This is a genomic window from Bartonella sp. AP88HLJMH, from assembly GCF_042195605.1.
GTDB lineage: Bacteria > Pseudomonadota > Alphaproteobacteria > Rhizobiales > Rhizobiaceae > Bartonella.
Genome location: NZ_JBHIOR010000003.1, coordinates 79,105 through 91,452 on the forward strand (window position 1 = coordinate 79,105; position 12,348 = coordinate 91,452).

The following is a 12,348-nucleotide window of genomic DNA, read 5'->3' on the forward strand; positions in this document are numbered from 1 at the left end:
ATAAGTGAGTGAGTGATCAAGATATTGACGTTATAGGAATTAATGATTTTGGATTGGTGAAATACCCATTTATTGTGTTTTAAATGTTGTGCTTTTAAAAATTGATGAGGAAACATGTGAAATGACAGTTCGTGTTGCAATTAATGGGTTTGGTCGTATTGGTCGCAATATTTTACGTGCGCTTGTGGAAAGTGGACGACAAGATATTGAAGTGGTTGCAATTAATGATTTGGGATCGGTGGAAACAAATGCCCATTTATTACGCTATGATTCAGTTCATGGGCGTTTCCCTGGGATCGTTAAGGTGGTAGGGGATGCTATTGATGTAGGGGGTGGTTTAATAAAGGTATGCGCAGAGCGTGATCCTGCTCAATTGCCTTGGAAAGATTTGGATATCGATATTGCTTTGGAATGTACGGGTATTTTTACTGCGCGTGATAAAGCAAGTGCTCATTTAGATGCGGGGGCAAAGCGTGTTCTTATTTCTGCGCCTTCTGAAGGAGCAGATCTTACGGTCGTCTATGGGGTTAATCATCAATCTTTAAGCAGCGAGCATCGCGTTGTTTCAAATGCTTCTTGTACAACCAATTGTTTGGCGCCTGTTGCACAAGTTTTGCATAACACGGTCGGCATTGAAAAGGGCTTTATGACAACAATCCATTCTTATACGGGTGATCAACCTGTGTTGGATACAATGCATCGGGACCTTTATCGTGCACGTGCGGCAGCTCTTTCTATGATTCCTACCTCAACAGGAGCGGCAAAAGCTGTGGGATTGGTCTTGCCAGAATTAAAGGGATTGCTTGATGGTGTATCGATTCGTGTTCCAACCCCTAATGTTTCTGTCGTTGATTTGACATTTATCGCTAAGCGTTCCACAACAATCGAAGAGATTAATACAGCTATTGCTACTGCTGCTCAAGGTTCTTTGAAGGGCGTTTTGGACACGACAGAAGAGAAACTTGTGAGTTGTGATTTTAATCATAATCCTCATTCAGCTATTTTCCACAATGATCAAACCAAAGTGATTGATGGTAAGCTCTGTCGCGTTCTGGTTTGGTATGATAATGAATGGGGCTTTTCTAACCGTATGAGTGATACTGCTGTAGCTTTTGCTCAGACAATATAAGAGGACCTCAGGGTCCTCTTTTTATAAGGAAAAGTCTCATTTTTGTGCAATTTTGAGAAAAACAGTTAGAGGCTGTTGTTCTCATGCGCTAGAGAGAAGAGGCTATTGAAACATTGATGATGTGTTTTGTTTTAATACTGTGTCAATACGTGCTTTTAAAAGATGAATGAAAGAGTAAACTTTAAAAAGTAAGATCTGAACGAGATACCCTTTGAGAAAACGTTAGAAAACAGGAGATGTAAACTCTTTTTCCTAGAAGTAAAAGGAAGCTTTAATAGAGATCAAGTTGAGCCAATGCATTTGTTTGCCACAATGGAATATGAAGATTAAGAGCAATGGTGGGCTTTTGTACATTTGACGATAAAAGCTTTGGCTTTTCAAACAGAGGGTGAGAGATGGGCTGTCGTGGATCTCTTGTAAAAGCAAAGAGGGGGGGATAAGTGGAAAGAAAAGTGGGCAGGGTTGTTGGATGCGTTTTTATTTGAAACAATGGAAAGTGAAGAGGAAGCAGTGATGGGGTTTCGTACACTTGATGATGTTGATGTTTTGGGTAAACGTGTTCTGGTGCGCGTAGATTTTAATGTTCCTATGGCGCAAGGTAAGGTATGCGATGAGACGCGTCTTGTGCGACATAAAGAGACACTCGTTGAGCTACAAAAGCGTGGTGCTAAACTTATTCTGCTTTCTCATTGTGGTCGCCCCAAAGGAAAGGTAGAGCAAGAGTTTTCACTCCGTCCTGTTGTGCAAGTGCTGGAAAAGATCATTAATCAGCCGGTTGCTTTTGCTCCTGACTGTATCGGTTCGGCGGTGCAGGTTGCAGTTGAGTCATTACAAAATGGTGGTGTTTTACTGCTTGAAAATGTTCGTTTTTATGCTGGTGAAGAAAAGAATGATTGTTCTTTTGCAGAAGCTTTGGCTCATAATGGAGATCTCTATGTTAATGATGCTTTTTCAGTTTCTCATCGTGCCCATGCTTCGGTGGAGGGAATAACGCATTTGTTGCCTTCTTATGCAGGACGCTCTTTGCAAGGTGAATTGCAGGCATTAGAAAAAGGACTTGGCAATCCAGCACGTCCTGTGGTTGCCCTTGTGGGAGGAGCAAAGGTTTCTAGTAAGCTTTTTGTGCTCAATCATTTGGTGGAAAAAGTTGACTCCTTAATTATTGGTGGGGGGATGGCTAACAGTTTTTTAGCTGCGCAAGGTATCCATGTAGGGAAATCACTGTGTGAACATGCATTGATGGAAACGATAAAAAAAATTATTAAAAAAGCGCGAGAGTGTCACTGTACGCTTCTGCTCCCTCAGGATGCTGTTGTGGGATTTCGTTTTGAAAAAGATGCACCGCATCGTCTTTATGACATTGAAGATATTCCACAAGATGGCATGATATTGGATATTGGGACGCGCTCTATTGCGCATATCAATGCTGCGATAGATGAAGCTGCTACTCTTGTGTGGAATGGACCCCTTGGTGTTTTTGAGATGCCTCCCTTTGATAAGGGAACCATTGCCGTTGCACGCCATGCAGCAGAACGTAGTTTGACGGGAAAGTTGGTTTCAATTGCGGGAGGGGGCGATACGGTTTTTGCCCTTAATCATGCCGGTGTTGCCAATGATTTTACTTATCTTTCGACTGCTGGAGGAGCTTTTTTGGAATGGATGGAAGGTAAGGTTCTTCCTGGTATTCTTGCCCTTATGCAGGCTTAAAGGGCTTCTTTGAAGGGGAAGGTTAAAGAAAAACTATACGGTCGTGTAGAGTGTTTTGATAGTGTTGCGCATTTTTAGAAATTAAGACAAAATAAGAGGAATTTTTTATGAATGAACGGCTTGAAGATATTGCACTTGCTTTGGTGCATGCGGGTAAAGGTATTTTGGCGGCAGATGAAAGTACGGCGACCATTGGAAAGCGTTTTGAAAGCATTGGTGTTGAATCCAATGAAGATAAGCGCCGTGCTTATCGTGAAATGCTTTTTAGTACAAAAGAAGCGATGGAAAACGCCATCTCTGGGGTTATTTTATTTGATGAAACCATTCGGCAAAAAGCATCAACTGGGAAAATGTTGACGGATCTTATTCGGGATTCAGGCGCTTTGCCAGGGATTAAAGTTGATACCGGTGCAAAACCCTTGGCTGCTTTTCCCCAAGAAACAATTACCGAAGGGTTGGATGGTCTTCGTGAGCGGCTAAAAGATTATTATGCTTTGGGAGCACGTTTTGCTAAATGGCGTGCGGTAATTGCTATTGATGAATACACTTTGCCAACAAGAGGCGCCATAAGACAAAATGCACAAGCTCTTGCACGCTATGCTGCCTTATGTCAGGAGTTCAATATTGTGCCCATTGTTGAGCCGGAAGTGTTGATGGATGGATCATCGTGTGGGCATTCAATTACACGCTGCTTTGAGATGACACGCACTGTTTTGCAGGCTGTCTTTAAAGAATTGTTTGAAGCTCGTGTTCTTTTGGAGGGGATGATTTTAAAGCCCAATATGGTGATTGATGGAAAGGATGCTCGCAAGGCTTCTGTTGAAGAAGTTGCTGAAAAGACCGTCCAAGTGCTTAAACAAACTGTTCCTGCTGCTGTTCCAGGAATTGCTTTTCTTTCTGGAGGGCAGTCTGATCAGGAAGCAACGGCGCATTTATCTGCTATGAATTCTTTGGGCGTATTGCCTTGGAAATTGACCTTTTCCTATGGACGAGCACTGCAAGCAGCTGCCTTAAAAGCATGGGCGGGAAAAGATGAAAATATTGCTGTTGCACAGAAGGCCTTTCGTCATCGGGCTCGGATGAACCATCTTGCGGCTTTGGGACAATGGACAAAAGAACAAGAAAAAGTGTGCGATTGAAGCACAAGCCCTGTTCTTAAATGCGGAGAGATTTTCCATATTTCTGCGTGATTTTAGATGCCCTCATCATGATAAGAATGGCGGGGGCATTTTAGGCTTAAAAGCTTTCTCAGAGAGTTTTTTCCTTGGACCTTTTAAAAGTCTTTAATGGGTGCTATCGAGAGATAAGATTGCGGGAGAGGTGCAATTTCGAGAAGGGGAGACAATGCTAGGAAATTTGTGAATGCACAGCACTTTAGTATGGTGTCGTTCATGGGTGGTACTTACTTTTTGCGTAAAAATCATAAAGCTCATACTGTATTGAAGAGTTTGATATTGCGATATTTTTTCTTTTTCATGTTATCATTACTTGTCATCAGCAGAATTCATTTAATTGCAGTTTCAAAGGTGGATTAAGTGGGTAGATTAGAGAGTTTTGATGTATGAGTGGATTTTGATATACAGCTTATGAAGTTTTTGAGCATCAGGACATCTTCCTCTTCAATGGGGGTAGACTTTCTATTAACGAGCGAATTGAATAACTCTTGCGAAAGAAAATAGATTTGCACCTCAATAAAACACCTATTTTTTCATTAAAATGGATAAATTTTTCTTGTATTTTTTGATGATATAATTAAAAGTGATTAACTTCATAGCATCTTGGCTTAAAACGGGGGGAATTGTGGACGGTATATCTTCTAAGAATAACAGTATATCTTCTAAGAATACAAGCATCAAAAGAAAAAATCGATACGCAGAACAGAGCTTTTCTGCAATTATGATGCGAAAATTGTGCAATATGGTGCGTGGGGTATTCGAAGGGATCTTTACAGTATTTACTTTCACAATTTTTCTTATCCTGTTCAACATACGTGGACCGGTTCATGCCATACTAAGCTTCTTTTCGGGTGCGAGTGGATTAGCGTGCTTTTTCTTTTTTGTCGGATACTACTTACAACGCCGCGAAGCAACAGCAGATGAAGCCGGTATATCGCTCACATTAATCTTAGCAATTGGTGAAGGCGTTTTTTCTATTTGCTGCATGTATGCTATGTGGGGTTACGACGCTCTCTTGTTCCGTTTAGCACCTCCTGGGTATGTTCTTATTCTCCCTGAATAAATAGAGTGCAATTCGTTTGCATACAAATAAAAATGAGAGGCTGTCTGCCTCTCAAATTCTTAATAATCGCTCTCCAAAATCATAACATCAAACCCGCGTTTAATGAATGGACTAACAAGCCTTGGGTCCTTAAGCCTCAAGGCAACCCTTTACAAGGGCGGTGCGCCTAACGGCATCCTTGACCTTAAGATACCCAAACGGCTTATTTTGTTTTTCTCATGCGGTTCTGAAATCATGATATAAGGGGCAAGCTTCTCATCGTGCCTAAATGGTAACTTATCGTGTGTTAAATGGAAAAATGAGAAAAAGCATCTTTATGCAATATAATCCAATTATGATTTTTTGATTTGAAGATAAAGGGTTTAAAGTTCTACAAGACTGATACGATAAAGGGGGGAAGTTGCCTATCTTAGAAACTAAGGCGTATTTTAGGTGCTCTTGATATAGCTATCTCACCAAATGGTTTTGAAGATTTATCCTTTTAGCTCTATTTATTAAAAGGTCATTTTGAGGGGGCTTGGCTAATGAATGTAAAGGAAAATTAGCATGTAATATTTCGCTTTTCTGGTATAGATGCTGAATGGGTTAATTATCGAGAGGATCACTGAAGAGGGAGCGCTAAAAAATGATGAAAATCCTCCGTACTTCGGTGAATTCGTGGTTGAAGATATAATCGTAGAACTTGGCTTATCTGTTCCTGAAACAGTTGAATGGTTTGAAATGGTTAGGGTGTCAGTTCTGCATATGCTTGGCTCGCTATACAAAAAAATTATGATTTAGTGCAAGCTTTTAAACATAAATACCCTAAAGATATATCTTCTTTGTATATGTTCTTATCATCGTTAATGTGCCTTCTTAAAGCATGATAGGGGGTGCTATAAAGTTGAGAGCTGTAAAATATATGGGGCTTGGAGGGGGTGAGAAGATGGTGTTCAATCGAAGTACTCTATCCTTATTTTTATGGGCTATGCCTGAAAGAGAGAGCTGGAGAGACAATTTATGAGCAAAGAGAACGGTGTTTTGAGGTTGCGATGTCTGCAAGAGCAGAACAGTGGTCGTGGTGATATTTACAAACAATAAATTTGATAAAATTTTACAATTTTGCCAAAAGCCGGTTTATTATAAAAGCTGTTGCTCATGTGCTCTCACAAAGTTATAAGAAGCCCAAAAGTGCTAAAAAAGTCTTTGCTCTTTTTCAATAATATGAATCTGCAAACAATATTCAAAAAGTGTTCGTGTTTTTGAAAGAGAATAAAAGGATATTCTTGCAATAGAGAAGCGTATTTGTGAATTACAATTTGTCATGATTTTCGGTAAACACTATTGTTTAGAGCGGTGAGAGAGGGCATGAAAAAATTTTCATATTCAGTTTTTTTAAAGAGTGTGGTCAGTCTTTAGGGTAGTGCTTGTGTCCCTAGAGCCTATCAAGTGAGCCGCATAAGGGTTTCGCAAGCGAGCACCATTATACTCTTTGCCAGCGTATACTCTTTTGTCAGCGCCCCAATGTTTTGACAGCCCTTAGAACGTAAAGGGGCAAGAGAGGTATTTTATTCCTTTCTTGTACCGTTTCACTTCACACGCCAACTCTGCTTGTGATGAGCAAGCCAAGAGATTTTGTTTGACTCACTATGAGGGTTTGACATGAGAAAATCCTATGGTATTCATGATCTTTCATGAAAAACAATGAATTATCCTTATAAATCAACGTGATATTGCTGTTATGAAGAGAACTCCTTGCACATCTTAATAGCCCATAGAGATTTAACTGGGTGTTATTTTATATTCTGTACACAGAAGTGTCTTTATAAAAATACTCCATCTTGCGCAGAAAAAAGAACAGCCCGTTAAAAAAGAAAAACATCTCAATGCTTGCTTTTCTTTTTTCCATGAGAGATTTAAATTGATAAGCCTGTCTGAAAAAAGTGCTGTTTATGCCCTTAAAGATATTGCTCTTGTATCAAGATTACTTATTCGGGTGAAAATTGCAATTTTGCGAGGTAAGCATAAACGCCATTTTTTGCCACAAGTTCGGCATGGGTTCCTTCTTCCACAAGGGCGCCTTTATCCATAACAAGAATGCGATCTGCTTTTAAAATTGTTGCCAAACGATGTGCAATGACCAAGGTTGTGCGGTTTTGCATCAACCCTTCTAAGGCGTCTTGCACCAACTTTTCACTGTTTGCATCTAAAGCAGATGTTGCTTCATCAAGCAGCAACAGGGGTGCATTTCTTAAAATTGCCCGCGCAATACCAATGCGTTGTTTTTGCCCCCCAGAAAGCATGGTACCGCGTTCTCCTACTTGCGTATCCAAGCCATCTGGTAAAGCTTGAATAAATTCAAGTGCATTAGCCGCTTTAGCAGCAGCAAGGATTTCTTCTTCATGGGTATTTTCAGTTCCAAAAATAATATTATCACGCAATGTTCCATCAAAAATAGCAACATCTTGTGGAACATAGGAAATTGCACTGCGTAAATCTTGTAAAGAAAGGCGATTAATTTCTATGCCATCCAACCGAATTGTTCCATTTGTCGGATCATAAAAACGAAGGATCAAAGAAAAAATGCTGCTTTTTCCTGCTCCGGAAGCTCCAACAAAAGCAACCGTTTCGCCTGCTTTTACAGAAAATGAAAGCGAGCGTAAAACCTTCTCTTGTGGTCTAGAAGGATAGGTAAAATCAACCTGATCAAAAACAAGTTCACCTCGAACAGGTTGCTCTAATGATAAAGCATTTTTAGGAGCTACAATAGTAGGTTGTTCTTGTAACAATTCGGCAAGCCGTTCAGCAGCGCCTGCTGCTTGGATTAATTCTGCTCCCAGTTCCGATAATTGCGCAAAAGTAGAAGCTCCAAAAACCGCATAAAGGACAAATTGCCCTAATGTCCCTCCTGTCATCGTTCCATTCAAAACATCACGCGATCCAATCCATAAAACAGCAACCACACTGCTAAAAACCAAAAAAATTGCAAACCCCGTAAAAAAGGAGCGCAAGATTACAGAAGCACGTGCTGTTTGAAAAGCACGTTCTATCAATTGTGAAAAACGTATTGTAACGAGTTTTTCAGCGGTAAAAGCTTGCACAGTGCGAATAGCACTTACCTGCTCTGTAGCAACAGCATTGGCATCTGCGAGACGATCTTGCGCCGCGCGGGTACGAGAGCGAACTTTACGTCCAAAGACTACCAAGGGAATGGCCACAACAGGAATAGCAGCTAAAACCAACAAAGACAATTTAGCATTGGTGATCACCATCATCACGACGGCTCCGATCACGATAATCAGCTGACGCAATGCGGTAGAGGCGGTAGAGCCCACAGCTAATTTTATTTGTGTGGTATCTGTTAGAAGCCTTGAAACAATCTCTCCTGAATGTGATCGATCAAAAAAAGCAGGAGAAAGTTTCATAATATGGACAAACACATCACGCCGTAAATCGGCAACAATCCGTTCTCCTAAGGTGATAACACAGTAATAACGGGCTGCTGAAGCAAATGCGAGAAACAAGGCTAAGATAAACAAAATTCCAAAGTAAAAATTGATATGTCCATGGCTTGAAGTAGAAAACCCATGATCAAACATTTGGCGGATAGCCACAGGCAAAGCTAATGTGACAAGAGCAGCAACAGATAACGCTAGAAAAGCAAAGATAAACAACCAACGATAGCGCAAAATATAGGGAAAAAAAATTGCAAGCGAAGAGAATGAAGATTTCTTAGGGGAAGACTTTGTCGATTTTTCTGAACGAGAACGTAATGTCATAAAATTTTGCTCACTGTATTGGATTTGTAACACTTGATACAATGATGTATCTTGAACACTTGTTTTTTGATGCGTGCTCAGTTATAGAAATAAATACTTTAAATCAATGTATCAAAAAGACAAAGGAAGTGCACTTAAAAAAACAAATAAGTGCTATTTCATTCTATAAACGCAAAAGGTTCGACGCATGAAAGCGAATATTCACCCCAATTATCATAAAATTACCGTTGTTATGACGGATGGAACCCAATATACGACGCGCTCTACTTGGGGAAAAGAAGGCGATACTCTTAATCTAGATATTGATCCAAGAACGCATCCGGCATGGACAGGTGGCTCCCAAACACTCGTAGATCGTGGTGGTCGTCTTTCTAAATTCAAAAATCGTTTTGGTAATATTGGCATGTAAAAGCCTCCTTTTATGGGGTACAAAGGTTTTAAACAAATCGATTGCAAATGGATGGATTTTTTATCCTATCAAAGAGTGCACTTTAAATATTAATTCAAAAACGCATCCGACATAAACAGATGGGTCTTAAACACTTATAAATCATTGTGGTTGCGTTTTTTAAATTCAAAAATCATTTTGAAATATACGCATAAATCCTTTCTTCCCTAGAGTATAAAGACTTGAAATAAAATAATTGCAAACTTTTCTTCTTTTTTTGGAACTGAACATATCCATGGAGAGGAAGTATTTTCCGCTTCTAAAGCTGCCAATGCATTTGAATTTATTCAAGCTTTACCAGATGGCTTGGATACGCAAGTAGAAGAACGTGGTACTATGCTTTCTGGGGGGCAAAAACAACGCATTGGTATTGCACTGGCGATTTTAAGAAATGCAGCCCTCTTGTTGCAAGCCGGCACCATCATTATATTTGCCAACTCGTGGATGTTGCTACAGCCCTTGGCACTTGAGATAATTTATTATAGGCATTTTAAGTCCTTTCTTAATAGTTTTTTTATTCACGCGGGCTCTCTCCGCTTGGTACGTGCAAAAGGCATGGTTTTGATTGGTTCACCATGAAACATGGTTTGAAATGAGAGAATCCTACGGTATTCGGGATTCTCATTCAACATATAAAACAATGAATTATTATTATAAATCAAAATGTTGCCACTTGATGAAGCAAGATTTGCTTTAGATGCAAACAGTGAAAAGTTGGTGCAAGATACCTTAGAAGGATTGATGCAAAATCCTAAATCTTGGTCATTGCACATCGTTTGGCAACAATTTTAAAAGCAGATCGCATTCTTGTGATGGATAAAGGCGCCCTTGTGGAAGAAGGAACACACAACTCATTATAAAAAATAATGTTTATGCGCATTTGGCTCAACTGCAATTTTCATCTGAGTAAGTGATTCTTGATACAAGAGCAGTATTTTTAAGGGCATAAACAGTATTCTTTTCAGACAGGCTTATCAATTTGAAACTCTCATGGAAAAAAGAAAGGCAAGCATTGAGGTGTTTTTCTTTTTTAACGGGCTGTTCTTTTTTCTGCCTGACATTTTTATAAAGACACTTCTGTGTATAGAATGTAAAACGATATCCAGTTAAATCGCTATGGACTATTAAGATGAGCAAGGAGTTCTCTTCATAACAGCACTGTCACGTTGATTTATAATGATAACTCATTGTTTTTCATGAGAGATTTTACATGGAATTTATCGTTTCAAATTTGGTTATGTTGCATTAGTCAAAACCATTTCTCTTGTATGTTGCAAGCAGAGAGAGCTCGCGTGAAGTAAACACTTTAGAAAGAATAAGTCCTCTTCATGAAGTGTCTCAAGTTTTAGGGGCTATCACAACGGGGGGCGCTGGCATAAGAGTATGATGGTGCTGGGCTACTTAAAGAAGAACTGCTAAATAGGCAGAGAGGCGCTTTTTATTGATGTTATAAAACAGTGCGAACAAAGCACGCAGTTTGTTTTGTTGTTTGGTTGAGTTAAGGTTTTTATTACTTTGAAAATCAATATTTCATGGATCATGCATTTTGAGGGCTTATAAGGCTTTTCTTTAAAGTACATAAATCATTAAAACAGCATTATTAAATACAAATTGTTTTATTTCACCAATAAAAACATCTATATTTTGTGTATTGTTTTTATTAAAATAGAATATGTAGTGATTTTCAAATCAGATATACACATAATGATGCAATATCGAGAAGTCGATAAAAGAGCTGCGTTAAATGTTGGTGAGGATAGAAGAAAGCAAGAATGAGTGATCACGATACTTTCATAGTTATAGTAGGAATAGTTATAATAGGGAGCATAATCTATAGTCTTTGGTTAGCAAATTATCAGAAAAAGCAATTAAATGAACAACTTGAACAGTTTGAAAAATTACTGCAGCTAAAAGATCGAGAGTGCGCGATATACCAAAATATTATTGCACAATGGGAACAAAGGCTTGTTAAAAAAACTCAAAAAATATCGCCAAAATGGATTAAACAATGGGATGAAGAAGCAAAGCATTGGGAAAGAGATTTACTGGAGATAAAAAATCCTGAACATTGGCTATCTTCTGAATCGAGCGGACAATGGCCTTTGATGGTAAAAGATATTTGTATGCAAGGATATGGAGAAGCGTGGTTTTTGTATGAAAAGGCGCTGACAAAAGAACTGACTGATGAACATATCAAAAAAATAAATGCGTTCATAATCACTTTTAAGGAAACTTATCTAAAAGCAGTGCGATTGATGAGAAAGAATAGGATCACTTTGCAAAAGTTTGTAGATCCTCTTACGAAAAAAAAACGATATAAACATACAATGTTGTCGCTTCATTGGTGTTTATATATGGTTGATGATATGATTATGGCTGAATATGAACAGCAACTACAAGACAAGGCTTCAGGATACTATGAAGAGTTAAAGTCTTTGGAAATTTATTATGAAGATATACCTAAATATACAGAATATGAAACGCTAGAAGAGATACTGTCTTGTTGGTATCTTAGTCTGCCTAGAGATGCTAAATTACTATGCATTCGTAAAAGAGAGCTTCTAGCATTATTGTATGATATTTCCAGTGCTTATAAAGCGGCAAGAAAAACTTTTATTTACTATAAGCAGCTTATTGATACGGTAAAAGAAGGATATATTGCCTTTGATAAGGATTGTCGTTACTCTACGGTTAGAAATGACATTGATGTTTGTAGAGAGAAAGATAAAGAAAAGAAAAAGGGGTTGCGTATTTCTAAAGAGACTCCAACATATGAAAAAGCCTATAAATTAGGAGTCATAGAATGGATGAAGTGGTCAAGTAAGAAATGTGATAATCAATGGATCTTTTGGAAAATGCTTGTCAAAATAGGAAATTCAAAAGAAAAATTAAAAATCATTTTCGGTGATGAAAAGGTAAATGCACTGGAAGAGGCTATCAAAAAAGATCAAGAACAGTTCGTGAGCGAATTTCAAGAAGCAATTCTCGAGAACAAAAATGTGCATTTTTATAAATCCCATGCCTATTTGATACATACTTTAGAATAATGCTGAAAAGAAGGAGAAGCT

9 protein-coding genes and 1 pseudogene are annotated in these 12,348 nt (G+C 38.7%); 9 read left to right on the forward strand and 1 reads right to left on the reverse strand.

Annotation, left to right across the window (positions count from 1 at the left end; all coding sequences use genetic code 11):
- The first annotated feature begins 121 nt into the window (after window positions 1-121).
- The 5 genes from gap to ACFIMA_RS02365 all read left to right on the forward strand — a co-directional run bounded on the left by gap (window position 122) and on the right by ACFIMA_RS02365 (window position 5,854).
- The gene (gap, locus tag ACFIMA_RS02345) at window positions 122-1,129 is read left to right on the forward strand and encodes a type I glyceraldehyde-3-phosphate dehydrogenase (RefSeq protein ID WP_375621005.1); all 1,008 of its coding nucleotides are present in this window, start codon (window positions 122-124) and stop codon (window positions 1,127-1,129) included.
- A 513-nt stretch (window positions 1,130-1,642) separates the two neighbouring features.
- Window positions 1,643-2,836, forward strand: a complete 1,194-nt coding sequence (locus ACFIMA_RS02350) for a phosphoglycerate kinase (RefSeq protein WP_375632092.1) — start codon at window positions 1,643-1,645, stop codon at window positions 2,834-2,836.
- 107 nt (window positions 2,837-2,943) lie between these two features.
- Entirely contained in the window at window positions 2,944-3,975 is a 1,032-nt protein-coding gene (locus tag ACFIMA_RS02355; protein WP_375693058.1) for a class I fructose-bisphosphate aldolase, read from the forward strand.
- Between the two features lie 661 nt (window positions 3,976-4,636).
- Window positions 4,637-5,074, forward strand: a complete 438-nt coding sequence (locus ACFIMA_RS02360) for a hypothetical protein (RefSeq protein WP_375613192.1) — start codon at window positions 4,637-4,639, stop codon at window positions 5,072-5,074.
- Between the two features lie 573 nt (window positions 5,075-5,647).
- The gene (locus tag ACFIMA_RS02365; protein ID WP_375693059.1) at window positions 5,648-5,854 is read left to right on the forward strand and encodes a hypothetical protein; all 207 of its coding nucleotides are present in this window, start codon (window positions 5,648-5,650) and stop codon (window positions 5,852-5,854) included.
- Window positions 5,855-7,041: 1,187 nt separating this feature from the next.
- Here ACFIMA_RS02365 and ACFIMA_RS02370 read toward each other — a convergent pair.
- Window positions 7,042-8,832: an ABC transporter transmembrane domain-containing protein gene (locus ACFIMA_RS02370; protein ID WP_375693060.1), complete on the reverse strand. Its 1,791-nt coding sequence runs from the start codon at window positions 8,830-8,832 to the stop codon at window positions 7,042-7,044.
- Between the two features lie 187 nt (window positions 8,833-9,019).
- Here ACFIMA_RS02370 and rpmE point away from each other — a divergent pair, with 187 nt between their 5' ends.
- The 4 genes and pseudogenes from rpmE to ACFIMA_RS02390 all read left to right on the forward strand — a co-directional run bounded on the left by rpmE (window position 9,020) and on the right by ACFIMA_RS02390 (window position 12,327).
- Complete coding sequence (gene rpmE, locus ACFIMA_RS02375; RefSeq protein WP_005774581.1) at window positions 9,020-9,241, forward strand: 50S ribosomal protein L31; 222 nt, start codon at window positions 9,020-9,022, stop codon at window positions 9,239-9,241.
- 270 nt (window positions 9,242-9,511) lie between these two features.
- Window positions 9,512-9,859, forward strand: coding sequence for an ATP-binding cassette domain-containing protein (locus tag ACFIMA_RS02380; protein WP_375693098.1), 348 nt, complete (start codon window positions 9,512-9,514; stop codon window positions 9,857-9,859).
- 84 nt (window positions 9,860-9,943) lie between these two features.
- Window positions 9,944-10,190 (forward strand): annotated as a pseudogene (locus ACFIMA_RS02385) (ABC transporter); the annotation flags it as partial.
- An 862-nt stretch (window positions 10,191-11,052) separates the two neighbouring features.
- Window positions 11,053-12,327: a hypothetical protein gene (locus ACFIMA_RS02390; RefSeq protein WP_375613195.1), complete on the forward strand. Its 1,275-nt coding sequence runs from the start codon at window positions 11,053-11,055 to the stop codon at window positions 12,325-12,327.
- Window positions 12,328-12,348: the final 21 nt, after the last annotated feature.

Coding starts and splice junctions, on each gene's coding strand:
- gap (WP_375621005.1), top strand. CDS start 122: ATGACAGTTCGTGTTGCAATTAATGGGTTTGGTCGTATTGGTCGCAAT.
- ACFIMA_RS02350 (WP_375632092.1), top strand. CDS start 1,643: ATGGGGTTTCGTACACTTGATGATGTTGATGTTTTGGGTAAACGTGTT.
- ACFIMA_RS02355 (WP_375693058.1), top strand. CDS start 2,944: ATGAATGAACGGCTTGAAGATATTGCACTTGCTTTGGTGCATGCGGGT.
- ACFIMA_RS02365 (WP_375693059.1), top strand. CDS start 5,648: ATGCTGAATGGGTTAATTATCGAGAGGATCACTGAAGAGGGAGCGCTA.
- ACFIMA_RS02370 (WP_375693060.1), bottom strand. CDS start 8,832: ATGACATTACGTTCTCGTTCAGAAAAATCGACAAAGTCTTCCCCTAAG.
- rpmE (WP_005774581.1), top strand. CDS start 9,020: ATGAAAGCGAATATTCACCCCAATTATCATAAAATTACCGTTGTTATG.
- ACFIMA_RS02390 (WP_375613195.1), top strand. CDS start 11,053: ATGAGTGATCACGATACTTTCATAGTTATAGTAGGAATAGTTATAATA.